General features: G+C 49.3%; 19 protein-coding genes, 2 rRNA genes and 1 pseudogene (1 of these 22 running past the window's edge). 17 read left to right on the top strand and 5 right to left on the bottom strand.

From position 1 onward, the window contains the following. The 6 genes from CXB77_RS15490 to CXB77_RS15520 all read left to right on the top strand — a co-directional run. Positions 1-661: ribosomal RNA gene (locus tag CXB77_RS15490) — 23S ribosomal RNA — on the top strand (it extends 2,229 nt beyond the left edge of the window). An 88-nt stretch (positions 662-749) separates the two neighbouring features. Then, positions 750-865: ribosomal RNA gene (gene rrf / locus CXB77_RS15495) — 5S ribosomal RNA — on the top strand. A 373-nt stretch (positions 866-1,238) separates the two neighbouring features. Continuing rightward, positions 1,239-2,870, top strand: coding sequence for a radical SAM/SPASM domain-containing protein (locus tag CXB77_RS15500; protein ID WP_105074566.1), 1,632 nt, complete (start codon positions 1,239-1,241; stop codon positions 2,868-2,870). 204 nt (positions 2,871-3,074) lie between these two features. After that, positions 3,075-3,221 carry a hypothetical protein gene (locus CXB77_RS24065; RefSeq protein ID WP_347338158.1) on the top strand — a complete coding sequence of 49 codons (147 nt, stop codon included), beginning with the start codon at positions 3,075-3,077 and terminating at the stop codon, positions 3,219-3,221. A gap of 133 nt (positions 3,222-3,354) precedes the next feature. Continuing rightward, positions 3,355-3,630 carry a hypothetical protein gene (locus tag CXB77_RS15510; RefSeq protein WP_105074567.1) on the top strand — a complete coding sequence of 92 codons (276 nt, stop codon included), beginning with the start codon at positions 3,355-3,357 and terminating at the stop codon, positions 3,628-3,630. Positions 3,631-4,030: 400 nt separating this feature from the next. Continuing rightward, on the top strand, positions 4,031-4,450 hold the full coding sequence (locus CXB77_RS15520; protein WP_105074568.1) for a hypothetical protein: 420 nt from the start codon (positions 4,031-4,033) through the stop codon (positions 4,448-4,450). Between the two features lie 247 nt (positions 4,451-4,697). On the opposite strand, the gene CXB77_RS15525 is transcribed toward CXB77_RS15520, so the two are convergent. Genes CXB77_RS15525 through argS form a run of 3 tightly spaced genes read right to left on the bottom strand, consistent with a single transcriptional unit; the run spans position 4,698 to position 7,944 of the window. Then, a complete protein-coding gene (locus CXB77_RS15525) occupies positions 4,698-5,516 on the bottom strand; it encodes an undecaprenyl-diphosphate phosphatase (protein WP_105074569.1) in 819 nt (272 codons plus the stop codon). A gap of 22 nt (positions 5,517-5,538) precedes the next feature. Further along, positions 5,539-6,162, bottom strand: a complete 624-nt coding sequence (locus tag CXB77_RS15530; RefSeq protein ID WP_105074570.1) for an SPOR domain-containing protein — start codon at positions 6,160-6,162, stop codon at positions 5,539-5,541. Next, positions 6,163-7,944 (bottom strand): arginine--tRNA ligase, encoded by a 1,782-nt coding sequence (argS, locus tag CXB77_RS15535; protein WP_105074785.1) that lies wholly within the window; start codon positions 7,942-7,944, stop codon positions 6,163-6,165. 131 nt (positions 7,945-8,075) lie between these two features. Here argS and CXB77_RS15540 point away from each other — a divergent pair, with 131 nt between their 5' ends. The 6 genes and pseudogenes from CXB77_RS15540 to CXB77_RS15565 all read left to right on the top strand — a co-directional run bounded on the left by CXB77_RS15540 (position 8,076) and on the right by CXB77_RS15565 (position 16,879). Further along, a complete protein-coding gene (locus tag CXB77_RS15540; RefSeq protein ID WP_105074571.1) occupies positions 8,076-9,506 on the top strand; it encodes a restriction endonuclease subunit M in 1,431 nt (476 codons plus the stop codon). Between the two features lie 421 nt (positions 9,507-9,927). Continuing rightward, a complete protein-coding gene (locus CXB77_RS15545; protein ID WP_105074572.1) occupies positions 9,928-11,481 on the top strand; it encodes a hypothetical protein in 1,554 nt (517 codons plus the stop codon). Positions 11,482-11,768: 287 nt separating this feature from the next. Continuing rightward, positions 11,769-14,557: pseudogene (ppc, locus tag CXB77_RS15550) on the top strand (phosphoenolpyruvate carboxylase). Between the two features lie 158 nt (positions 14,558-14,715). Then, the gene (gene bioA, locus CXB77_RS15555) at positions 14,716-16,008 is read left to right on the top strand and encodes an adenosylmethionine--8-amino-7-oxononanoate transaminase (protein WP_105074573.1); all 1,293 of its coding nucleotides are present in this window, start codon (positions 14,716-14,718) and stop codon (positions 16,006-16,008) included. Positions 16,009-16,044: 36 nt separating this feature from the next. Next, positions 16,045-16,314: a DUF6489 family protein gene (locus tag CXB77_RS15560; RefSeq protein ID WP_105074574.1), complete on the top strand. Its 270-nt coding sequence runs from the start codon at positions 16,045-16,047 to the stop codon at positions 16,312-16,314. 13 nt (positions 16,315-16,327) lie between these two features. After that, positions 16,328-16,879, top strand: a complete 552-nt coding sequence (locus tag CXB77_RS15565) for a DUF1566 domain-containing protein (protein WP_242445766.1) — start codon at positions 16,328-16,330, stop codon at positions 16,877-16,879. Here the strand turns inward: CXB77_RS15565 and folC are convergent. Continuing rightward, positions 16,869-18,152, bottom strand: coding sequence for a bifunctional tetrahydrofolate synthase/dihydrofolate synthase (gene folC, locus CXB77_RS15570; RefSeq protein WP_105074575.1), 1,284 nt, complete (start codon positions 18,150-18,152; stop codon positions 16,869-16,871). The genes CXB77_RS15565 and folC overlap by 11 nt on opposite strands. A 163-nt stretch (positions 18,153-18,315) precedes the next feature. On the opposite strand from folC, the gene CXB77_RS15575 reads away from it, so the two are divergent. Further along, positions 18,316-21,294, top strand: coding sequence for a class I SAM-dependent DNA methyltransferase (locus CXB77_RS15575; RefSeq protein ID WP_105074576.1), 2,979 nt, complete (start codon positions 18,316-18,318; stop codon positions 21,292-21,294). A 252-nt stretch (positions 21,295-21,546) separates the two neighbouring features. Continuing rightward, complete coding sequence (locus tag CXB77_RS15580) at positions 21,547-22,353, top strand: Rha family transcriptional regulator (RefSeq protein ID WP_105074577.1); 807 nt, start codon at positions 21,547-21,549, stop codon at positions 22,351-22,353. Positions 22,354-22,393: 40 nt separating this feature from the next. On the opposite strand, the gene CXB77_RS15585 is transcribed toward CXB77_RS15580, so the two are convergent. Further along, a complete protein-coding gene (locus CXB77_RS15585; RefSeq protein ID WP_105074578.1) occupies positions 22,394-23,224 on the bottom strand; it encodes an SIR2 family protein in 831 nt (276 codons plus the stop codon). A 195-nt stretch (positions 23,225-23,419) separates the two neighbouring features. On the opposite strand from CXB77_RS15585, the gene rpe reads away from it, so the two are divergent. The 3 genes from rpe to CXB77_RS15600 all read left to right on the top strand — a co-directional run bounded on the left by rpe (position 23,420) and on the right by CXB77_RS15600 (position 26,026). Beyond that, on the top strand, positions 23,420-24,112 hold the full coding sequence (gene rpe, locus CXB77_RS15590) for a ribulose-phosphate 3-epimerase (protein ID WP_105074579.1): 693 nt from the start codon (positions 23,420-23,422) through the stop codon (positions 24,110-24,112). A 15-nt stretch (positions 24,113-24,127) separates the two neighbouring features. Then, positions 24,128-24,802: a phosphoglycolate phosphatase gene (locus tag CXB77_RS15595; RefSeq protein WP_172452700.1), complete on the top strand. Its 675-nt coding sequence runs from the start codon at positions 24,128-24,130 to the stop codon at positions 24,800-24,802. 642 nt (positions 24,803-25,444) lie between these two features. After that, a complete protein-coding gene (locus tag CXB77_RS15600) occupies positions 25,445-26,026 on the top strand; it encodes a PEP-CTERM sorting domain-containing protein (protein ID WP_105074580.1) in 582 nt (193 codons plus the stop codon). Positions 26,027-26,067: the final 41 nt, after the last annotated feature.

Genomic DNA, 26,067 nt, shown 5'->3' on the forward strand with positions numbered 1-26,067 from the left:
TTGACTGGGGCGGTCTCCTCCCAAAGCGTAACGGAGGAGCACGAAGGTACCCTCAGCGCGGTCGGAAATCGCGCATTGAGTGCAAAGGCATAAGGGTGCTTGACTGCGAGACAGACACGTCGAGCAGGTACGAAAGTAGGTCTTAGTGATCCGGTGGTTCTGTATGGAAGGGCCATCGCTCAACGGATAAAAGGTACTCCGGGGATAACAGGCTGATACCGCCCAAGAGTTCATATCGACGGCGGTGTTTGGCACCTCGATGTCGGCTCATCACATCCTGGGGCTGAAGTCGGTCCCAAGGGTATGGCTGTTCGCCATTTAAAGTGGTACGCGAGCTGGGTTTAGAACGTCGTGAGACAGTTCGGTCCCTATCTGCCGTGGGCGTTGGAGACTTGAGGGAAGCTGCTCCTAGTACGAGAGGACCGGAGTGGACGTACCCCTGGTGTTCCGGTTGTTTCGCCAGAAGCATTGCCGGGTAGCTATGTACGGACGGGATAACCGCTGAAAGCATCTAAGCGGGAAGCCCCTCCCAAGATGAGGTCTCCCTGGGCACTTGATGCCCCTGAAGGTTCGTTGAAGACTACAACGTTGATAGGTCGGGTGTGGAAGTCCAGTAATGGATGCAGCTAACCGATACTAATTGACCGTGCGGCTTGACCATATAACACCCAAGTGCGTTGTTTCTTGTCTGTTTAATTAAACGATTACGCCAAATTTCGATAGCTTTTAATCCGCTATCAACCGCTTTCCCTGGCGGCCATAGATCACTGGAACCACCTGATCCCATCCCGAACTCAGTCGTGAAACGGTGACTCGCCGATGCTAGTGTGGGGTCTCCCCATGTGAATGTAGGTTACTGCCAGGGTCTTAATCTGAAACCCCCGCTTCTTCATTGAGGCGGGGGTTTTCTTTTGTGCAGTCTACGCTCTGCAGATGTCTTTTAGCTTTACCGCCTAATGGTTGGTAGCCGACCGTACAGGCTTGCCGCCGAGGATCAATTAATCTCACCACGCCCCATAAACCTAGACCACTATTGACTCTTACGGGTTGTGTAGCTAAAATTAATTTTCATCAGGATAACTGATGCGACAACCAACCTCTGGAGTTCACCAATGAAGACCTATGCTCGTCCTACCTTGGTAATCATCCGTGCCAACCCCCACAAGATGGGTTCATGCTGTTTTGTGAATACGTATAAAACCCAGTAAAAAAAAGCCCGCAACTGCGGGCTTTTTTCTATGAACTGCATAGAGTGCCAACGTTGCTGCAAATGGGGACATGCTGTTTTGTCAGACGATGACATTGAGAGCATCAGCAACCACCTGCATCTCTCTACGGCATCCTTCATTGATCAGTATGTCGATACTGATATCAAGTTGGCGCATGGTGTCATTGCGATAAGGTCTGACTTAAACAGTAGTGGCTGTGTTTTCCTGACAAATGACGGCTGTTCTATCTATGAAGTACGCCCAACCAAATGCGCTACGTTCCCAAGGACTGAGCATTTGGATGCAGAATTATCAACAATCTGCCATATAGCTAGAGATATGGAACTCGAAAATCTTGCGACCAGAGTCCGTAACTGTATAAAAACATCAGCCTTTAGATTTAGAGGAGATGTCGGCTATGGGATTGATTACAAACTCAATAAATATTTCTTTCTTGACGAAATTGGCTCTCTTGCAGTTAATGACATTATCTGTAAAGGGTTTGTTGATATAGCCAACATTGCATCAACTTACGGTGTTAAAGAATCGATAGTTTCAGAAGATATAGCACTATTTTTGCGGCAGTTTATCGACAATAACAGCCCAAACGACCCGATTAGAGAATGCCATAACGACGAGTCATTTTTTAGCTACTTTACAGAAAAAAAGATACCCCTCTCTGCAACAATAGAGGTGACTGAAGCTTGCAATGAAGATTGCATTCATTGCTACCGCCCATCCCCTAAGCGAGAGGCTTGGAGCATTGACCTATTTACAAGAACTTGTGTTGAGCTAAGCCAGCTTGGTTGCTTACAAATAGATTTTACTGGTGGAGAACCTTTCCTAAAGAAAGGCTTTATTGACTATCTCAAGATAGCCGACAGTCACGGGTTTATTGTTTCAATTCTGACTAATGCAACGCTGATTGATGATGATGCAATACAGGTTCTGAAGAATATAAAAGTCAGAACCATCTATGTATCTCTGTATTCTGACACTGCAGATGTACATGATGCCATCACAAGACTTCCAGGCAGCTTCGACAATACCTTATCGACACTAAAGAAACTAGCTAAAAACAATATTCCAGTTTTTATAAACGCTCCGATTATGGCTGCAAACAAAGATTCGACTGCAGGGATCAAGAAGCTTGCTGATGAAATTGGCTTGGATGTTAAATTTGCATACAAAATAACACCATCATACAATAAGTTGATCCAGACAAAAAATATAAATGTTTTTTCTAAACAGGAGCTTATGAAGAATATAAGCGATCCAACGGTGGCTCTTTATTCAGAATTGATCGAGCTTAAAAAAGCCGGACAAACCATCACCAAGGATCGCGTAAGGTCTTGCGATGCAGGGTTCAGAAGCATAACCATCTCGCCAGAAGGTGACATTATTCCATGCACAGCACTTAGGCTTGGGTGCGGAAATATCACCGAAGATAACCTCTCCACGTTGTGGGCAGAAAACATGAACATGCTTTATTGGAGAGAAAAAGGAAGTCTGGTTAAGGACGAATGCAAGTCTTGCTCGTCATATGATTTTTGTGAGCCTTGCCCTGCAGGGTATTTTGCCGAACATAATTCGCTAGATGGCATTGACGAAACCACGTGTGGGTTTGGAAAGATTTTTAACTCATGCGTAACTTGCTCCTGATCTAGCAGCGTAGGTTGGGTTGTTGCTTTTAACAACCCGACAACTAGCAACATTGAACCCCGCGCTCATTCTGCAACATCGTACCAACGGCACCTCTTAACTTTTTCGTTATACCTATCATTTCCGAACTAAAACCAACGATATAAAACACAGCATCAGATTTGATGTGCTGAAAAAAGGCACACAATAATATGAAGTTGATATATGAAGCCATTTCGCTGGAACACAGAAAAAAACAAATTACTCAAGGAAGAAAGAGGAATTACCTTTGAACATGTAATAATATCAATAGAAAATGACGGTTTACTGGATATTCTCAAACACCCAAATACAGAAAAATATCCAAACTAAAAAATTTTAGTTGTTGAACATAATGACTACGTTTATTTGGTTCCTTTCGTTGAGGAAGATGAATTTTACTTTTTAAAAACAGTGATACCAAGCAGGAAAGCAACAAGAAATTATCTCAGTAAAGGTGACTGACATGGAAAACATTGATATTTTTGAAGCAGAAATTCTAAAATCCTTTGAAAAAGGAGAGTTTCAATCAGTTGTCAGCAAAATAAAATTAGAAAAATTTAAAGCAGCAGCACGCGCAACTGCAATTAAAGATCAACGTGTAAACATTAGACTTTCCTTAGGCGATTTGAAAGACATTCAAGTCAGAGCTTTAGAAGAAGGTATACCTTATCAAACACTAATTGCAAGCGTTCTACATAAGTACGTTACAGGAAAACTTGTAGATGTAAATGAGGTGTAATTTTCCGTTGCACCTGCAAACCACAAAGCCAGCGACTTTGCAGGTGAATTTTTAGGTTGGTTTACTGCTTTTAGCAACCCAACATTTAATCAATCTGAACCTAAATAGCTTCTGCACCTGATACCGTTGTCGGCAATTAAAGTACCGCAAGGAGCAACCTCGATGCGCAAAGACATTAGCTAAAAGCAGTAACATCCAAAATCAAACACATCGCGCATGAAGATCGAATTAAAACCTCAAGCGATTAAAGATTTACGCAGTCTTCAGAAACAGAACGCTGCCCGTATTTTGGAGAAACTCAGTCAACTGGAACATGAATTTAGCGGAGTTTTAACAACTTAATGTAAGGGTAGTCGAGTGGGTAAGAGTTTTTTATAACTGGATAAATAATTAGTGCCTTATGAAAGCAAAGATACTATTTTTTGTATTTGGTACGTTATTGGGTAGTAACGCATGGTCGCAACAAGACTCATACTTTCATCTGAGAGACATAACTAGAAATGGCGGTTCAGGTTATTTTAATTGCGCTTATAAAGGGAAAAAAGCGAGCAAGCCCTGTAAGGTAATCGTTAAACAAGAATTAGTTACTCATCCAGATGTCGTTAACTTTAAAGGAAAAGCTGAAAGAGAACAGGTGCTCATAATTAAGTGGCCAGATGGTGATACCTCAAAATATTCTTGGTCAGATAGCGGTGAGATGTGGAATCTCACAGAAAAACAAGCTGGCGGCTATCATTTATCTGGAGATGAAATAACTCAAGATTGGAGTCGTGGTTTTGTTATAGAAAAGGAAGGTTCTGAATATGTCAGGATATGGTAGCTACGTATAATAAAAGCAGCGGCGTAGCTTGATTTACTGCTTTTGCCAACCCAACATCACTAATCAAGCACCTACTCCGCGCAAAAATTGCTCATCGCGCCATGCAGCAGTTATTCATTGCATTTCCAGCACTACTTTTGCCATTAAAAATTGCTTTGCAGCAAGCCATCATCATTTGTAAACAGCAAAATGATATTTCAAGCAAACTTTTCAGCCCGCGCTGCTCGCTACAGCACGGGTAAAAATATCAACTCCAATTCACCAATCCGGTATAAGCGGTAATTAACACCAGCAAACCAAAGCCAATGCGATACCACGCAAACACAATGAAATTGTGATTAGACACATAACGCAGCAGTGTTTTGACAGTGAGCATAGCGGTAATAAATGCGGCAATGAAACCGACCGCAAACACCGATACATCATCGAATACCAACATCGCTCGTGCTTGATACACGTCATACACCGTCGCAGCGAGCATCGTCGGAATAGCGAGAAAAAACGACAGTTCAGTTGCAGCGCGGCGGGATAAACCGAACACGAGACCGCCCATAATTGTTGCGCCAGCACGAGAAACGCCGGGGAACATCGCCAGCGTTTGCGCCAAACCAACCTTGAATGCCTCGCGCCAGCTGATGTCATCGACCGTCGTAAAGCGCGGTGTTTGTGGGCGATGTTCCAGATACAAAATCACCAATCCGCCGCCGATCAACGCCGCTGCAACGGTTAACGGATTGAATAGATAGGTTTTAATGGCGTGATGAAATAACACGCCCAGCACCAGCGCCGGTAAAAATGCAATCAAAATGTTGACCACAAAACGCCGCTCGCGCCCCGGCTGCCACAGTCCGATCACGACTTCCAGTAAGCGGACGCGATAAAACCAACACACTGCCAGAATCGCTGCGAGCTGAATCACGATCTTAAACACCTTGCTTTGCGCGTCGGTGTAACCGAGCAGATCGCCAACGATGATGAGATGTCCGGTCGAGGAAATCGGCAGAAACTCAGTCAGTCCTTCCACCACGCCCAAAATCAGTGCCTTCAACAGCAGTAATTCGTCCATTATTTCAACCTGTTATTGCGGTTTATTTTACCGGATACGCGACCGCATCCTTGCCGTTGCGCTTGAGCAAATCTCGCGCCTGTTCTGCGGCTTTACGGGTGCTGTAAACGCCAGTACGCACGCGATACGCGGTCTGACCATTCGGCAGCGTTCCTTTTTGGACATTGCTCGACACGCCCAAACGCGCCAGTTCCGCTCGGCGACGCTCGGCATCCACGGTGTTTTTGAATGAACCGGCTTGCACCATAAAACCACTGCCGCCACTGCGTGATTGTGGCGGCGGTTCATCTGGCATATCGGCGGCCACATCTTCCGGTGGCGGTTCCTCCACTGGCGGCGGCAGTTGCGGACGTGGCGCAGATGGCGGCGGTGGACGATCAATCGTTTCCACTTTGGTGTCATTCAACAATTGCGGAAACTGAAACGTCGGTTGCACCGGCGCAGGCGTTGATTCTCGCGCTACCGCTGCGCCCGGCGTGGTCTCCGCAGGATCAGCGCGGCGCGTGGAAATGATATTGCCGCCGACTGCGCCAACGGTGATTCCCATCAGAAACCACCACACGCAGGAGCGCGGCTGCCGATTGCGTTTCAACGGCGGCGCAGGTTTTGGCGCTGCACTTTTTGCAGGTCTTGCGGGTTTTGCCATTTACATCGACTCCGGCGCGGAAACGCCCAATAAACTCAAGCCGTTACGCAGCACTTGCCGCGTTGCTAAAATCAACTTCAGCCGCGCATCGCGCAGCGCCGCGTCGGGTACCAAAAATTGCTGGGCGTTGTAATAGGTGTGAAATTCGTTCGCCAGCTCGCGCAGATATTGCGTCAACTGGTGCGGTTCGGCTCGCAGCGCGGCGGTTTCCACCAGCTCCGGGTAGCGGCTCAACGTCTGCACCAGCGCCAGCTCGTGCGCCGTCGTCAGCAATTCCAAGTTGGTCACACCCGCGCTCGGCTCCAGCGCCAGCCCTTTTTCAACCGCCTGCCGCAACACGCTGCTGACTCGCGCATGAGCATATTGGACGTAATAGACCGGATTATCCGCCGACTGCGATTTGGCTAAATCCAGATCAAAATCAAGATGCTGCTCGCAGCGCCGCATCACATAAAAGAACCGCGCTGCATCACAACCGACTTCGTTGCGCAATTGCCGCAGCGTCACGAATTCGCCGGAGCGCGTGGACATCTGCGCCTTTTCGCCGCCGCGATACAAAATCGCAAACTGCACCAGCAACACTTCCAGCCGCGTCACGTCATCGCCGAGCGCCGTTAATGCCGCCTTCACTCGCGGAATGTAGCCGTGATGATCTGCGCCCCAGATGTCGATCACGCGCTCAAAACCGCGCTCCAGCTTGTCCATGTGATAGGCGATGTCGGAGGCAAAATAGGTCATCTGCCCGTTCTCGCGCACGACGACGCGATCTTTTTCATCGCCGAACGCAGTCGAGCGAAACCACAGCGCCCCGTCTTGTTCATATAAATGACCGCCGCTGCGCAGCCGCTCAATCGCCCGATTGACCGCGCCGCGCTCGGTGAGCGACCGCTCGGAAAACCATTCCTGATATTCCACGCCGAAGCTGGCGAGATCGGCGCGGATGTCATCCAAAATGACATTCAAACCTAATTCAAAGACATAGCGATAACGGTTGTCGCCGAGCAGCCGTTTCGCTGCCGCAATCAAGCCGTCAATGTGCGCTTCCTTGTCGCCATCCTCACGCGCTGGCTCGTCAGCATTCGCCGCATCCAGCGGCACTCCCGCGAATACTTCAGCCGTTTCAACGCGATACACATCGCCGTGTTCACGATGCAGCGTGGCGGCGATGTCCCAAACGTAATCGCCTTTGTAGCCGTTGCTGGGAAACCGCACATCTTCGCCGCACAGCTCCAAATAACGCAGCCACACCGAGGTGCCGAGAATGTCCATCTGGCGACCGGCGTCGTTGACGTAATACTCGCGGTGGACATCAAACCCGATGGCTGCTAGCAAATCGGCGACCACTGCGCCATACGCCGCGCCGCGTCCGTGTCCGACATGCAGCGGACCGGTCGGATTGGCGGAGACAAATTCGACCTGCACCCGTTTTCCTGCGCCGTGCTGACTGCGCCCAAAGTTGCAGCCGGTGGTCAAAATCTGCGGGATGACTGCGTGATAAGCGGTGTCGGTCAGAAAAAAGTTGATAAAGCCGGGGCCGGCGATTTCCACCCGCGCCAGCACCGGCGAAGTGGGCAGCGCGTTGACCAATTGCTGCGCGAGCTCACGCGGTTTGGTGCCGAATTGTTTGGCGAGTACCAGCGCGAGATTGGTGGCAAGGTCGCCGTGCGCGGGGTCGCGGGTGCGGTCAAGCTGCGGCAGCGGTAAAGTGGAGGCGTCAAATTGACCGTCAGCAACGAGCGTGGCGACGGCGGCACGGAGTAAGTCGTGAATCGCTGATTTCATGCGCGGGGGCTTCGTGTAGCGGCGCTGGCGCGGGGAGCGGGCGTCCGCAAGAGATTGAAAAAATAGGGGTTTTGTGTGTTGCTGCGGCAGTGCATTCAACGCGCAACTTGTTAATTAGGATAACTGAATCTGTGACATCTCAACAGCGTTTACAAACGGGTTTAGCGCCGGGATTAATTCAATTCGATGCCAAGCAAAAGAATATCAATTATCGCAGTTGTAATAAAAATTATCGCTATTCCGAACCAGAGGAAAAAGTCCGCGCTCAGGTGTATCTCAAATTGATTCTGCATTATGGATATGCGCCAGAAAGAATTGATTTGGAAGTGAAGGTGCCACATCGCACGCCGAATAATATCGCAGATATTGTCGTTTTTAGCGATGACGGTCTGAAAACGCCGCATATCGTGGTTGAATGCAAACAGCCCGATATTTCTGAGGCAGAATTTAAGCAGGCGATTGAGCAGGGTTTTGGGAATGCGAACTCGATCAAAGCGCAGTTTTTATGGGTGACTTCAGAATTAAAAGAAGATTTCTTTGATGTGGCTAATTCTCCTTCAATGGAGCGAGAAGCTAATCGGATTGCAGATATTCCGCATTTTGGAAAGGATAAAGCGAACAGTTGGAAATTCACACGCGGTGGTGTAGATGGCATTGAGTTAGAAGTTGTCGAGCAGAACACCTTAACGCAGATTTTCCGCAAAGCGCATGACGCATTATGGGCGGGCGGTAAACGCAATCCAGCAGAAGCGTTTGATGAATTAAGCAAGCTGATTTTTTGCAAAATTAGCGACGAGCGGGAATTACGCAAAATTGGTGAACCGTATCAGTTCCAAATCTGTGCCGGTGAACCGAAAGAAGCGTTATTGGCGCGAGTTAAAGCCTTATATGAAAAAGGGCGCTTGAAAGATGCCGAAGTGTTTAAGGATGACATTCGGTTGACGGCGGCTGAGTTGCAAACGGTGGTGGGCTATCTCGCGCCGATTCATTTCAATAAAACCGATTTAGACAGTAAAGGTCGGGCGCTTGAAACCTTTATGGGTGATTTCTTTCGCGGTGAATTCGGACAGTATTTTACGCCGCGCCCTATTGTGCAGTTTATTGTCAACAGTTTGCCATTGCACCATGACCAATTGGTGCTTGATCCGGCTTGCGGCAGCGGTGGTTTTTTATTGCATTTTCTCGATGCTGTGCGCCGTGAAGCTGATGCGCATTATTCACAAGACTCACAAGATCATTATAAACATTGGCATAATTTCGCAGAGCACAAACTATTCGGGATTGAAATCTCGGAGGCAATTGCTCGCACCGCCAAGATGAATATGATTATTCACGATGACGGGCATACGAATGTCGTGGCGTTTGATGGTTTAGCGTTGCCGCCGGTGATTGAGGCGGGCACGAAACATCATGGTTTTCAAGCCGAGCGTTTTGATTTGATTGCGACAAATCCGCCGTTTGGTGCGGATGTCAAAAACGCTGAAAAGGCGTATATGGCGGAATATGAACTCGGCTGTAAGGGTGTTGATTGGATTGAGGCGAAATTAAAAAACATCAATTAGATTAGATACTACTTCCGCCAACCAGTTAGGCTTTTTTGAAAGCATAGTTTTTATAAATCCTTGTCGTTTAGTTTAGGAGAACGCCCAGAAGGTCTGTCAGATTTGTAGGATGGAGATATAATTCTTTCATAACCATGTTCGTTCCATATCCGAATCTAGGTATAAGCAGTCGATTCTACAACTGCAAAAATAATGCACGCTTTCTAAATAATAAGACAAATCAGAAAAGGAAGTCTATACTTAATCGAAATATCTTCTTCACGTCCTAATAATTTAAAAAATTGGTCTTCGTCAAACTTTCATTGTTGTGAACTCTTAATTTTTTCTAAGTATAGTATCTATAATGCAGCAGAATAAATTAGTGTTCCCTTAGATCAGATAAATTCAATTTCCCTCTTTAATCACGCACGAGACGAATAAAATGACCACCGAAACGAGTTTTTTTAGAAAAAGTTTAATCATTTTAAGCGGTTTGTTTAGCACTATTGGAGTAATTGGTGGTGTCTTAGATGTAGTTCAAAAATTTAATCCACAGCAAACCAACGATACGCAACGATTGATTGATTACAATGCACAACAAGCATTGTTACAAAGGCAAGCGCAACAACAAGAAGCTCAACGCCGTTCTGAAGATGAGCGTCAAGCTGAAGCGCAACGATTGATTAATTACGGTGCACAACAAGCATTGTTACAAATGCAGGCACAACAACAAGAAACTCAACGTCGTACCGAAGAAGCGCGTCAAGCTGAAGCGCAACGACTCATTGAACAGAATGCACAACAAGCATTGTTACAAATGCAGGTGCAACAACAAGAAGCTGAACGTCGTACCGAAGAAGCACGTCAAACCGAAGCGCAACGACTCATTGAACAGAATGCTCAACAAGCATTGTTACAAATGCAGGCACAACAACAAGAAGCTCAACGCCGTTCCGAAGAAGCGCGTCAAGCCGAAGCGCAACAACAGGAAACCCAACGGGTATTGGAACGTAAAACCCAAGTACTGGAAACGGTGCAATCTTATTTTGAATTCGTGAATCGTCATCAAATTACTCAAGTCATGCACATTTTGGCAAATCCTACTGATAAAACACGCAAAGTATTGGAAAATACCGAATGGGTTCGCCTTAACGATATTGCTTTGGTCAATGCAGATAACGAGCAGGCAATTGTCAATGTGCGTTTTCAAGGAAAATCGAAGGATTCCTCTGTTCGAGAATACACTGGCAGCATTCCATTACAATGGCTTGATCATCAATGGAAAATTATTACTCTCACTAAATTACAGCAGGTATCAAATACAATTGAACCACCAGTTGCTGACCATCATTCATATCAAAAAGGGAAGAAAGACGAAAATAAAGTTGATTCTCTAGATGAAAGTGTTGCCAACGCGCCGAGTGTTACATCTGGCGATCGCTATATTTACGAATCTATTTATCCAAATAATTCCAAAATCAACAACAAAACAGAAAGAATCGTTGCATCTGTCACCAATAAAAAAATTCTTCTGTACTCAAAAAATCTCACCAGTGATTTCGTCCGTCAACTGGAATACACGCCAGAATGGAATTTCTTAAGCAGTAAAAGCAAAGACGGATCGGGATTAACGTATAACCCGCCTCTAAAATACTTTGAATTTCCGCTAACGACAGGTGATTCTTGGAGTCAAGACAGCATCGAAACGAATATCAAAACGGGTAAGAAAAGAAAGCACAGTATCAGTACAACAGTTGGCGATTGGGAGCAAGTGGCAGTGCCCGCCGGAACCTTTAGGGCAATAAAAATAACTGCGCAAACTAATGTGATTGATCTTGAAACAGGAAAACCAATCATCGGGAAAGATATTTCTTGGTATTCGCCTGATGTTGGACGCTCCGTTAAATCTTTAATCACCAGCACTAATCCTGATGGTCAACAAGAAAAACAGATTATTCAACTCCTTGAATACCATTCAGCCGAAACACCGGATTAAGATCGTCTGCATCCATCATTAAATAAAATTTTATAGCACTGAATAAGAATTGCGTTAAGTTGAAAAACGATTAAGGATGACATTCGCCGCCATTAATCGTTTTTCATTCACTTTAAAATAGCAAATTTATTAGTGATAAAACTGGTTATTGACGCAATTCACAGCGTTTTGAATTAACGTTTATTCTTTCTAAATTTCACCGCCGTTTGGTCGCCCCGCCGCAAGCGCGTTAGTATCCGCGTACATCAGCCCATTTTCTGCCTCTGCTGGCATTGAGCGTTGTCCCAATGAATGAAATTCCACAGGATCAGGCGCTGGAGCGCGATGTGCAGTTGTTTACTGCGCTGCTCGGCGAGGTATTGCGCGAGCACAGCCGCAAGCGCGTCTTGGTGATTGTTGAGCGATTGCGCGACGGTTTATGCAATTGCGCGAGCAGGAAGATGCTGAACTGCGCGATAAATTGATGAAACGCATCGAAGGATTAGATGCGCAAACCCTGTCAGAAGTGATTCGCGCTTTTACGATTTATTTCGGATTGGTCAACACCGCAGAGGAACTCAATGCGCATCTGGTGCGCATGGAGCGCATCGCTGACGGTGAACGGCGTGGGTCGGTTCCTTTGATGACACGGTGCGCCAGCTTGCCACCGATGGCGTGAGCGTCGGGCAGATGCAAAGTCTGCTGGAGCATCTGCGTTATGTGCCGGTGTTTACCGCGCACCCGACCGAAGCGAAACGCCGCACCATTTCCGAAAACTTCCGCCGCATTTTTCTCGTCGGTCAGGATTTGCGCTGCCGCAAACTCAACGATGAGGAAATCGAAGAGAAGTTGCAGGAAATTCTCACGCAAATTCAAATCCTGTGGAAAACCGACGAGGTGCGGATTCACAAGCCGCAGGTGATCGACGAAGTGCGGCAAGGGCTGTATTTCTTTCGGGAATCGCTGTTTGAAGCCGTGCCGCTGGTGTATCGCTTTTTGGAAAAAGCGTGCGCCGGACGTATGGCGCAAGCACGGGATTCGCGTTCCCAGCTTCATTCGGTTTGGTTCGTGGATCGGTGGCGACCGCGACGGCAATCCATTGGTCACGCCGGAAACCACAGAGCTGGCGGTGCGAATGCACGGCGAATTGGTGTTGACTGCGTATCTGGAGCGCATTCGCGTATTGCGGCGAATGTTGAGTCATTCCAGTGCGTTATGTCAGGTTTCACCCGCATTTCTCGACAGCCTCGATGCCGATGAAGATTACTGGGTCGAAATCATGGGGCAGAGCCAGCGGCGCTTTTTGCACGAACCGTATCGCCGTAAATTAGCCATGATGAGCCATCGCCTCAACGCCAATCTGGCGCGGCTGCGGGCGCGGATGGATGGGCGCGATTCCAGCACCTTGCCTAAAGGCTACGCCAGCGACCGCGCTTTTCTCGCCGATTTGTATTTGATCCGCGATTCGCTGATGCAGCACGGCGATGCCAACGCTGCGGGCGGTTTATTGCAAACGCTGATTCGGCTGGCGGAGACCTTCGGCTTTCATCTCGTGCATCTCGATTTGCGGCAGGAATCCATTCGCCACACGGCAGCCGTGACCGAACTGTTTGCGCGGCAAGCAGGCGCACCGTTTTATCAAGCCTTTACCGAAGAACAGCGGCTGCTGGCGCTGGCAGAAGCGATTGCGCATCCGCATCCGTTTGTCATCGAAAAGAGCACGTTAACCGCTGAAACCCGCGAAACGCTGGAAGTGTTTGAAGTGATTGCGCGAATGCGGGCGGAGATCAGCGAACAGGTGTTTGGGCAATACGTGATTTCGATGACGCACACTGCCAGTCACGTCATGGAAGTCATGCTGCTGGCGCGGCTGGCGGGATTAGCCGGTAAAGATCAAAAGGGCTGGTTTTGTCAGATTCAAATCTCACCGCTGTTTGAAACCATTGACGATTTAGCGCGGATTGATGAAGTGATGGGCACGTTGTTTCGTCATCCGACCTATCAGGCGCTGCTCAAAGCGTCCGGCAATCAACAGGAAGTGATGCTGGGTTATTCGGATTCGTGCAAAGACGGCGGCATTCTCGCGTCGGGTTGGAGTCTGTTTGCCGCGCAGAAAAAAATCATCGCGCTGGCGGACGATTGCGGCATTGCCTGCCGGTTATTTCACGGGCGCGGCGGCACGGTCGGACGCGGCGGCGGCCCAACGCACGAAGCGATCCTTGCCCAGCCGGTCGATACCGTGCACGGGCAAATCAAATTCACCGAGCAGGGCGAAGTGCTGTCGTATCGCTACGCCAATCCAGAAACGGCGCGTTATGAATTAACGATGGGAATCAGCGGTTTAATGAAAGCCAGCCGCTGCCTGATTGAACCGCCAGTCGCCGAGCGCAACGATTATCTCGGCATCATGGACGAGCTGGCGCGATACGGTGAGGCGGCATATCGGCAACTGGTGCGCGAAACGCCGGGTTTTCTCGATTATTTCTACGAATGCACGCCGCTGGACGCGATTGCGTTGCTCAACATCGGCTCGCGTCCGTCGCACCGCAACAAAGCGGATCGTTCGCTGGCGTCGATTCGAGCGATTCCGTGGGTGTTCGGCTGGGGACAATCGCGCCACACGCTGCCGGCGTGGTTTAGCATCGGCTATGCCATTGAACGTTATCGCAATAATGACGTGGAACGGCTGGCGAAGTTGCAGCGGATGTATCAAGAATGGCCGTATTTTCGGGCGCTGTTGTCGAATACGCAGATGTCGTTGTTCAAAGCCGAGTTGCACATTGCGCATGAATACGTGCGGCTGGCAGAAAATCGCGCCCAAGCCGAAATGATTTACAGCAAAATTGCTGAGGAATATCAACGCACATTGACGCAGGTGCTCAACGTTGCTGGGCTGCGCGAATTGATGGAAGAAACGCCAGAATTGCGGTATTCGCTGGCGCGGCGCAATCGTTATCTTGATCCGCTCAGTTATCTGCAAGTTGCAGCGCTGGGGCGTTATCGTGGAGAGGCAGAAGCGGAAAAGCGCGAAGAATGGCTTGATCCGCTGCTCCGTTCAATCAACGCGATTGCTGCCGGAATGCGCAACACCGGTTAAAGCAAAATCCCCCCAACCCCCCTTTTTCTAAGGGGGGCTTTTCTTCTTCCTCCCCCCTTTGGAAAAGGGGGGTTGGGGGGGATTTATCAAAGCAGGCTTTTTGTTTTCCATCTCCTTGGTAAAAGAGGAAACAGGGATTTCAACCAGAGAAAATTTGAATGCAACCGCCATTTACTGAATCCGCTCTGCTCGCCATTGATCGCGCTCACGCTTGGCATCCATACAGCTCGCCGTCTTCAACCGATCCGGTGTATCCAATCCGCGCCGCGCATGGCTGCTGTTTGGAGTTGATGGACGGGCGGCAGCTCATTGACGGCATGTCATCGTGGTGGTGCGCGATTCACGGCTACAACCATCCGGTGCTCAATCAGGCTGCCCACGCGCAGCTCGATCAAATGGCGCACATCATGTTTGGCGGACTGACTCACGCGCCAGCGCTGCAGCTCGTACAAACGTTGGTGGCATTAACGCCCGAACCGCTGCAACACGTGTTTCTGTGTGACACCGGCTCAGTGGCGGTGGAAGTGGCGATCAAAATGGCGCTGCAATTTTGGGTCGCGCAGCAGCGGGCGGAAAAATGTCGGCTGTTGACCATTCGCAGCGGTTATCACGGCGACACGCTCAATGCGATGTCGGTCTGCGATCCGATCACTGGAATGCACCGCTTGTTTGCGCGAGTGCTGCCGCCACAGATTTTTGTGCCAGCGCCGCGCTGCCGATTTGGCGAATCCTGTCCACCGGAAGACATCGCGCCATTTGCGGAATTGCTGGCGCAGCATCAGCACGAATTAGCCGCCGTGATTTTAGAACCGATTGTGCAGGGCGCAGGCGGAATGCGGTTTTATAGCGCCGACTATTTGGCGCAGGTGCGGGCGCTGTGCGATCAGTTTGATGTGCTGTTGATCGCCGATGAAATTGCCACCGGATTTGGGCGCACCGGGCGTTTATTTGCCTGTGAACACTCGGGGATTGCGCCCGATCTGATGACCGTCGGCAAGGCGTTGACTGGCGGTTATTTAACGCTGGCGGCAACTTTGGCGACGGAGCGCGTGGCGCACACCATCGCTGCCGGTGATCCCGGCGTGTTCATGCACGGACCAACATTCATGGGCAATCCGTTGGCCTGCGCGGTCGCCAACGCCAGCATCGCGCTGCTGCTGGCTGATGATTGGCAAGCCAATATCCGCCGCATTGAACAGCGATTGCGCAACGGTTTGGCGGCGTGTCGCAGCCAGCCGAATGTGGTTGATGTGCGGGTATTGGGCGCGATTGGCGTGGTGGAATTGACCGAGCCGGTGGTGTTGCGCGAGCTGCAACCGCGTTTCGTGGAGCTGGGCGTGTGGGTGCGACCGTTTGGACGCTTGGTTTATTTGATGCCGCCGTACATCATCAGCGATGCGCAACTCGATCAATTGTGCGCGGCAGTGCGGCAAGTGGTTGTTAATCATTAACAACTTTTTTTCTGACCACGTTTCACGGAGAAACCGATGAAAGTCACCGTTGATTTTGACATTACGCCCGAAGAATTCCGCAAAGTCTTTGGCTTGCCGGACGTGGAAGCGTTCCAGCGTCAGCTCATGGACGATATTCGGGAGCGGATGACCGGCGGCGTGGAAGGCTACGATCCGATCAAACTGTTTCAGCCGTATGTGAGCGGCAGTTTGGCGTCGTGGGATATGTTCCAAAACATGTTGACCAACATGTCAGGAGCGGGCGCAACGAAACGGGAAGTCGATGATCCTGCGCGGAAAAAGTAGTCGTCAGGCGCAATTGACGCGAACAATCGCGTTGATTGTTGCGATGACGCTGGCGCTCGCTGCGCCAGCCGTCACTGCGCAAACCTGCCGCGATGCAGTGCCAGCCACGCGCCCGGATAGCCGGTTCATCACCGACCGAGATGGAACAGTGCGCGATTTGAATACGGGTTTGATGTGGAAACGCTGCGTTGAAGGTTTATCTGGCATGGGCTGCGAACGCGGTAAACCAAGATTGTTAACGTGGAAAAGCGCGATGCAGCAGGGTCGTCATACGGTTTTTGCCGGATATGCCGATTGGCGACTGCCCGATCAAACCGAATTAGCCTCACTGGTGGAAGCGCGTTGTTATGGCATCGAATTGGACGCAGTCAGTTTTCCGAACACGCCAGCCGAGCGGTTTTGGACATCCACGCCAGCGCCGTATTACGAAAACAGCGCGTGGATGCTGCATTTTGGTCACAGCGCAATTAGCTTCGGTACTGAATCGGATGTTGGGTTTGTGCGGCTGGTGCGTGATCGCGCTGCCTGTTCACCCGCCAGCCCGCAGTTTTGTGTTATCCGTTAATCGCTGCGTGTCGCGCCAGCGCCCGACTCACGGTCGTAAACGAACCGAGCACCAGCACACAATCTGCGACACCACTGGCGGTTTCTGCGGCATCCAACGCAGCATCCACCGTCGAAAAACAACCCGCTGCCGGTTCCCGCAATATCCCTTCCACTCGGCTTGCCAATTCGTTCACCGGCAGCGCTCGCGCATCGTCGCTCTGCGCGAGAAACCATTGATCCACAAAGGGTAATAACGACTCGACAATCGCTTCCGGTTCCTTGTCCGCCAGCACTGCGAAGACCGCCAACACGCGCCCACGACACGCAAAATCCCGCAAATTGCTCGCCAGCGCGACTGCTGCTGCGCCGTTGTGCGCCACGTCGAAAATCCACGTTGGCGCACCCGGAAACACCTGAAATCGCCCCGGCAACTGCGCTCGCTGCAAACCGAGCCGTATCGCGTTGAGCGAAATCGGCCGCTGCTCGTGCAGATTGCGCAACGCTACCAGTGCGGCAGCAGCGTTATTGCGTTGAAATCCGCCACGCAGCGCCGGCAAGGGCAACGACAGCCGTTCGCCACCAATCCCGCGCCAGCACCAGCCGTTATCGCCGGGCGCGTAATCGAATTCGTAGCCAAGTTGTTGCACGATTGCGCCTTGCAGCAGCGCCGTATCGCGTAACGCCGCTGGCGCGTCACGTTGACCAATAATTGCCGGACACCCAGCGCGAAAAATGCCAGCTTTTTCAACGGCAATTTCATCGAGCGTTTCGCCCAGCCATTCGGTGTGATCGCGCCCGATGGACGTCACCACTGCGACATCCGCATCAATCACGTTGACGGCATCCAATCGCCCACCGAGTCCAACTTCCAACACCAATAAATCCGGCTGCTCGGTCAGTGCCAGCACCAGCGCCGCCAGCGTCCCGAACTCGAAATACGTCAGCGCAATCTCGCCTCGCGCTGCATCAATCTGCGCAAACGCAGCACACAGCGCGTCGTCGCTGGCCGGTTCGCCGTTGCAGCGAATGCGCTCGTTGTACCGCAGCAGGTGCGGCGATGTGTAACAAACCGTTCGATAATCAGCAGCTTGCGCAATCGCTTCGAGCATCGCCACGCACGAACCCTTGCCGTTCGTCCCACCGACCGTGATCACCGGAAATGACAGCGGCGTTGGACACAACCGCGCCCACACGGCAGCGACTCGCGCCAATCCCAATTCAATCGTCTGCGGATGCAGCGTGATTTGCCAATCCAGCCAAGCAGCGAGCGTATTAAAGCGTTTAATGGTCATGGTTTAATAATGGCGTGAAGGTTTTTCGAGCAGATAAAGATACTCTTTGACCTGCAAAGAGTACTAACACAGATTGCGACTGCCGCGAAAAATGTCGTATTGCACTGCGCAAATCGCGTATTGATTCAGCGCAGCAATTGTTTTATTCCAGAGTATTATATTGATGACACCCGAACAATTTATTGCTAAATGGCAAATCTCCACCCTGAAAGAACGCTCTGGTTCACAGGAGCATTTTATTGATTTGTGTCGATTATTAAATGAGCCAACGCCAGCGGAAATTGATCCAGTTGGCGCGTTTTATTGCTTTGAACGCGGCGCAAAAAAAACCACCGGCAGCGATGGCTGGGCGGATGTGTGGAAACGCAATTGCTTTGGCTGGGAATACAAAGGCAAACGCAACAACTTGAATGAAGCCTTTGTCCAACTGCATCGCTACGCTCCCGCATTAGAAAATCCGCCGTTGTTAATTGTTTCCGATATGGAGCAGATTATTATACGCACCGCATTTAATGGAACGGTTTCTAAAGAATATGTGTTGCAGTTGGATGATTTACGCAATCCCGACAATTTGCGGTTATTAAAATGGGCATTTAGTGAACCAGAACGGTTGCGCCCCACGCTCACCACTGCGGCATTAACGGAAACGGCAGCGCGACAATTTGGTGAATTGGCGCAAACATTATGCGAACGTGGTCATAATACCCAGCAGGTCGCGCATTTTTGCCAGCAAATACTGTTTTGTTTTTTTGCTGATGATATTGGGTTATTAACCAATCATTTATTCAGTAACTTATTAGATGCAGCGCAAAAACGCCCGGATAATTTGCCGCAAACACTCACCAGTTTATTTAATACGATGGAAACTGGTGGTTTATTCGGTACTGAAGAAATTGATTGGTTTAATGGCGGGTTATTTGATGCCGCTGCGCCGTTGCCATTAACCGGAACTGATGTGCAAACATTGCGGAAATTGGCAGAGTTAAATTGGTCAGCCATTGAACCCAGTATTTTCGGTACGTTATTTGAGCGCGGATTGGATCCAAATCAACGTGAACAACTCGGTGCGCATTATACGGACGCTGCATCTATTATGCGTTTGGTCAATCCAGTGGTACTTGATCCATTGCGCGAAGAGTGGCGTGCTCAACAGCTAGCGATTGCAAAATTGGTTGATAAAATTGCTGCGTTAAAAAGCAAAGTTAATAAGGCAATTGCAGCGGCGAGTACAACGACATTAACCACTGAGTCGGCAGAAGAAATTAGAATTGTAAGAAAAAAGGCTAGAAACGCCGAGACAGCGGCAAAAAGGAAAATTGAAAAACACTGCCGTGATTTTCTCATTCGGTTGCAAAAGTTTCGAGTGCTTGATCCTGCCTGTGGTTCAGGGAACTTTTTATTATTGGCATTGCGTGGTTTGAAGGATTTAGAACACGAGGTGATTTTAGATGCAGAGCGATTGGGTTTGCCAGCTAGTTTTCCCAAGGTTGGACCGGAAAATGTGCTGGGAATTGAATTAAACATTTATGCAGCAGAATTGGCGCGAGTGACGGTGTGGATTGGTGAAATTCAATGGATGTTGAATCACGGTTTTTCACTGGCAAAAAATCCAATTTTGAAAACGATTCATGTTATTGAACAACGTGATGCAGTGGTGAATGCGGATGGTTTGGAACCGAATTGGCCGGACGCTGATGTGATTGTTGGTAATCCGCCGTTTTTAGGCGATAAACGAATGCTCGGTGCAATGGGTGATGAATACGTTAAACGCTTGCGCAGTTGTTATCAGGGGCGCATTCCCGGCGGTGCAGATTTGGTGACGTATTGGTTTGAAAAGGCGCGAGCACAAATTGAATTCAGTAAAGCAACAGCCGTTGGTTTGGTGGCAACCAATTCGATTCGTGGCGGCGCAAATCGTCAGGTATTAGAACGCATTTGTAAGACAACGCGCATTTTTAACGCATGGTCAGATGAACCTTGGATTAACAGCGGCGCAGCAGTGCGCGTCAGTTTAATTTGTTTCGGTAAAACAGAACTAAAGCCAGTTTTGAATGGCGAAATAGTTGCAGCAATTTATGCAGATTTAACGTCTGGTTCAATTGATTCTGCATCGGATGTGACGCAGGCAAAACCATTAAAAAGTAATTGTGGAACCTGTTTTATTGGTACACAGAAAAGCGGCAGTTTTGATATTGCCGGTGAATTAGCGCGGCAATGGTTAAAAGAATCAAATTTACACGGTAAACCGAATAGCGATGTTATGCGTCCTTGGGTAAACGGAATGGACATCACGCGCCGTCCATCTGATACATGGATTATTGATTTTGGCATTGAAATGAAAGAGCAGATGGCTTGTGGTTATGAGCAACCTTTTTTGTATCTGCGCAATCATGTCAAATTCAAACGCAGCAGCAGTCGTGAAACTGTTGCTGCGAAATGGTGGCTGTATACAAGACCACGTCCCGATATGCGTGAAGCATTAATTGATTTGCCGCGCTATATTTGCACTCCGCGAGTCTCTAAATATCGACTATTTGTTTGTTTTTCGACGATCATTTTGCCGGATAGCGCAACCGTTGCTATTGCTCGCGCTGATGACACTACATTCGGTATTTTACATTCGCGTTTCCATGAAATATGGTCGTTGCGAATGGGAACCAGTTTAGGCGCGACGCCGCGTTATACGCCGAGCACCACATTTGAAACGTTTCCTTTTCCAATTGGATTAACGCCAGCAAATACTGGCGGCGCAATTGAAACATTGAATAGTGGCGCAATCATTCCGATAGTTGCGGCGGAATATCAATCTCACGCGAAAGCCGTTGCAGAGGCAGCATTTCAACTTAATCAACTGCGCGAGAACTGGTTAAATCCGCCAGAATGGATTGAACGCCAGCCGGAAATTGTCGCTGGTTATCCTGAGCGGATCATTCCCAAACCTGAATACGCGGCGCAATTAAAACAGCGCACGTTGACGAATCTTTATAATGAGCGCCCAGCGTGGTTGGCGAATGCGCATTTGAAATTAGATTGTGCTGTTGCAGCAGCGTATGGCTGGGAAAATAACGCAGCAGAATTGAATGAAGCAGAGATTTTGCAGCGATTATTGACGTTGAATTTGGCGCGGGAAAAAGCGAATTGATTTAGTGGTTGACATTGGTTTGTTGGCGTGTTTTTATTTATTGCGGAAGGCGTAGAAACCTCGTTCAAGGCGGAACCCGTACCTGTTAGACATGCGGTATTTTACTCAACCGATTTTGGTCGGGAGTTTGCAGCCATGCTATACGGGTAAATCCTGAAAAACTGCAAGCGGTGTCCTTGAGCCGTTTCTACCCTCCTGACCGCCCAAATTTTTGGGTAATTTGTGTAGAAGCAATTCAAGGTAAACACCATCATGTCAGACCTAAACATCCTCTCATCAATCACGATGACCTCCCGCGAGATCGCAGAACTGACCGGAAAGCGCCATGCTGATGTTCTGCGCGACATTCGTGTCATGCTTTCGCAAATATATGATTTAATTGATAACGCAGATTTGCGTTATCAGGAAATTCAGTGTGTTACGTTTGAGTTCGATGATCATACAAAACGCCTATCAACCATCCGGCTTGATAAGGATCACACTCTCACGCTGTTGACCGGCTACGATGCCAAAGCACGGTTCAAGGTGATACGACGCTGGCAGGAACTTGAAGCTGCGGCTGCATCAACTCTGCAACAACCATTCATTCAACCTGACGCTTATACATTACCCTATCAGCCAATTATTGAGATTCAGATTATTGAATCTGCTGCTCGCACATTGCGCATATCAGATACCAGCGTGATTCGGATGTATGCTGTGGTTTGTAAAAGCAAGGAAATCAATTCCGCGTTTCTTCCCGATTATGTCGATGAACCATTGGTCAGAGCGATCACTCCGCTATTGAAAGAGATGAGGAGTCCGCTTTTTCATCACGTTGCCAAGACGGTCAATCCCGCATTGGAAGCAATGGGCATTCTGGAACATCTTTCCCGCAAGAGCACCGGCAACACGATTAAAAAGTTCTGGAGTTTGACCGAGGAGGGTTTGAAATACGGGCGCAATGAAACCAGCCCGAATAATCCCCGCGAGACGCAGCCACTGTTTTTCGTGGAGCGTTTTCCTGAGTTATTAGCGCGATTGGATGCGTATATCAATCCACAATCATTGCCGCTTTAAATCCCCCTAACCCCCCTTTTTCAAAGGGGGGTAGGAAGATTTAAATTGTCAGCAAATCCGCGACATCCGCTTCAATAATCACAACATCTTTTTTCTGACAAAAGCGCCGTTCTTTATCCGTTGGTTCTGGAATGAGCGCCCAGCCCGCTGGTGACGCTGCAGCGTTATAAATCATGTCGGACATAATCATCCGCTCGGTATCGCGTTGAAAGCGCAAACCAATAAACAAATAGCGTTTACCAATCCGCAGCGTTTTGACCACATCGGGAATTGCAAATCCGCCCATCAATTCGGTGATGTAATCCACATAATCGGCATCTGAGGCAATATAAGTCGGATCAGGACGCGGACTTCCCATTGGTTTGAATAGAATTGGCAGCGTCGAATCAATCGCTTGTTGATTGATTTCGTGATAACGCTCGCCATCGTAATGATGCAGCCGAAAACGATAATCCGTGCCGCCGGTGCGAGCGATGCCGCGAATCAAGGTGTGCGGAATATCTGCATAAGAATCTTGCAGTTGCGTGTCGCGGTTGATGTCGATGACATACGGCGGGCGGATGTGTTGCAGCCAATCGTGCAGCGGCGCTCGCGTCCAAGTGCGCTGGTTGTAAGTGGTTTCCAAAAAACGATGCACGGCAGAGCGTCCGCGTTTGAGTTCGACATTCATCGCAGCGCGGGGAAATTCCCACATCAGGCGCGGAGCCATTGGTTTGCCGTCATTCATGGCGATGATGAGGCTGTCGCTGTCGGCGGGAATCGGCGCAGCGGTGACGGGATCGACTGCGCCGGTTAATGCGCCAGCGCCGAGATAGGGCACGAGCGTGCCGGCGGCGACTTCTTGCACGAGTCGGTTGAGAATGGTGGACATCTGTGCGGTATTTCCTCAATAAATGCGTATTTGCGATAAACAGCAACATCTGCGCCATTGTCAGTAACGACTGCGGTGCGGTGAAAATATCAGCCCATTCAGTTAGAGTTTCGTGCTTTCTTAAACCCAGCCAACAATTGATCTGTCGCGTTAGTTGAGCGCCGCAGCTCATCCATTTCATAAGGAATTTTCACGATGACAACTGACCTAATTGCACCTTCCATTTTGTCGGCAAATTTCGCCAAGCTCGGCGAAGAAGTGGACAATGTTCTCGCTGCGGGCGCGGACATCGTGCATTTCGACGTGATGGACAATCATTATGTGCCGAATCTGACCATCGGTCCGCTGGTGTGCGAGGCGCTGCGCAAACACGGCGTCACCGCGCCGATTGACGTGCATTTAATGGTCAAGCCGGTGGATCGGATCATTCCCGATTTCGCGGCGGCGGGCGCGACTTACATTACGTTTCATCCCGAAGCCAGCGAGCACATCGACCGCACCTTGCAACTGATTCGTGCGGAAGGCTGCAAATCTGGGCTGGTGTTCAATCCCGCTACCCCATTGAGTTATCTCGATTATGTGCTGGACAAGGTGGACATGATTTTGCTGATGTCGGTCAACCCCGGTTTTGGCGGCCAGAGTTTCATTCCTGCGACCTTTGAAAAGCTGCGTCAAGCGCGGCAAATCATTGATAACTCTGGGTTTGATATTCGGCTGGAGATCGACGGCGGCGTCAAAGCCGACAACATCGCGGAGGTGAAAGCGGCTGGCGCGGATACTTTCGTGTCCGGTTCGGGGATTTTCAGCAAGCCGAGCGCCAGCGATGCGCATCGTTATGACAGCATTATCAAAGAGATGCGAGCGGCAATGGCGACGGTGAGTCGTTGAGTCGGATTGCTGACGATGCTGCAACCTAAAATGGTGCTGTGTGATTTGGACGGGACGCTGGTCGATAGCGTTCCCGATCTGACGTTTTGCGTGGACGCGATGATGGAGCAATTGGGGCGTCCGGCGTGGGGTGAAGCGGCGGTGCGGACGTGGGTCGGCAACGGCGTCGAGCGGCTGGTGTGTCGGGCGCTCATCGGTCAGCTTGACGGCGAGCCAGACCCGGCGGATTACGCGCTGGCGTATCCGATTTTTGTGGCGCTGTACGCAGCGAACACCTCAACCCGCTCGGTGCTGTATCCGGGCGTGCGCGAGGGGCTGGAATTTCTGCGCAGTGCCGGTTATCCGCTCGGCTGCGTCACCAACAAAGCCGCGCAGTTCACGGAACCGCTGCTGCGGCAGGTCGGCATTCGGGATTATTTCGGGTTGGTGGTCAGCGGCGACAGCCTGCCGCGCAAAAAGCCAGACCCGATGCCGCTGCTCCACGCGGCGCGGCATTTCGGCGTCGCGCCAACCGATGCGTTGATGATTGGTGATTCGGGTACGGACGTGAAAGCGGCGCGAGCGGCTGGGTTTGGCATTATTTGTATGAGCTATGGCTACAATCACGGCGTGGATATTCGAGAAGCGCAACCGGATGCAGTGATTGATTCATTGGAAGAATTGCGGGGATTGGTCGCAGCGCAGGCTTGAATTAAATGGCGCAGAATACGCGGGGGCGTATTCTGCGCAGTTTTTTATCAGGAAAATAAATTGAGTTTTGAATCAATTGATGTTCTGCAAAAACGCTTGCAGATACCGTATTTCAATACGCGACTGATCGCAAAAAAGCGGCAGCGCTGTGGTTTGAGCTGGCGCGGAGCATTTTGCACCGCGTCCGTTGACCAGTTTTGAGCAACACGGCGAGCGGCGCGGTCATCCCGTGCACGATGTGATTTTTCGGCGGCGGCTGATGCAGGTAATGGGATGATTGTTTAGGTGATAGCGTGGCGGTGTCAGGTTTTTTTACAAGTATTCGTAATAAGCTATTGTGCCTTAACTAACTCATTTAACAACTAAAATAGTGATAATACAGTCAAAAATTCGCAATTTTTGTACATCGAAGCGTTTTAGCTTTACAACTGCTTCTTAGTGCTAATTAACTGTTTATATTGAATTTAACTGTAAACTGCTTCAGCCAAGTGTTAGAATTATTTACAGAAATATATCACGCACATAGCAAGTCAGCATAACCAGTTGATAAAGTAGATATTTTATTTTTGGCAAACAAATTGCTGTTGTGTTTTCGCACGAATCATTTGTATCACTCACTTTCCAATTTAAGGTATTTGAATCATGAACAAGATTTTTTCTGCATTAGTTCTTTGTGCGGGTATTGTTGCAAGCGGTAGCGTGGCTGCGAGTATTTCCTATCCCACTCCGGGCACATATAACGACGTAGATTACAATTTCACAGCAACCACTACTGGCGCTATCTCCGCCTATTTTTATTTTAGTGAAGCTGCGGCAACAAGCACTATTAGTCTATTAGTGAACGGAGTTCAACTTGGTGCAACTGGTTTACCTAACCACGGTAGCAGTTTCGGTGATTCCATCCTTTTTGGTAACGTCACTGCTGGAGATAATCTGGTTTTCAAACTAAATTATGCTTGGGAAGGTGTAGGAGCATGGTTTTCTGACGCGTCAATGAATGTTGACAGTTTGAATCACATCTATTCAACCAGCTTCGCTGGTGAGGGCATTATTCCGGCTGGAACCTTGGTAGGTTTTGAGGATCTGCATAACGTATTGCAAGGCGATTATAATGACCATGTGTTTGTATTTAGTAATGTGAGCACTTCTGTTCCAGAGCCAAGTATTTTTGCATTATTAGGTTTGGGTTTATTGGGCTTTAGCTTTTCCCGCCGCGCCAAATAACCGTTATTCACTTTTAGCAATATACAGCGCGGCGACGCGCT

The sequence above is a fragment of the Chromatium okenii genome (genome assembly GCF_002958735.1).
GTDB classification, from domain to species: Bacteria; Pseudomonadota; Gammaproteobacteria; order Chromatiales; family Chromatiaceae; genus Chromatium; species Chromatium okenii_A.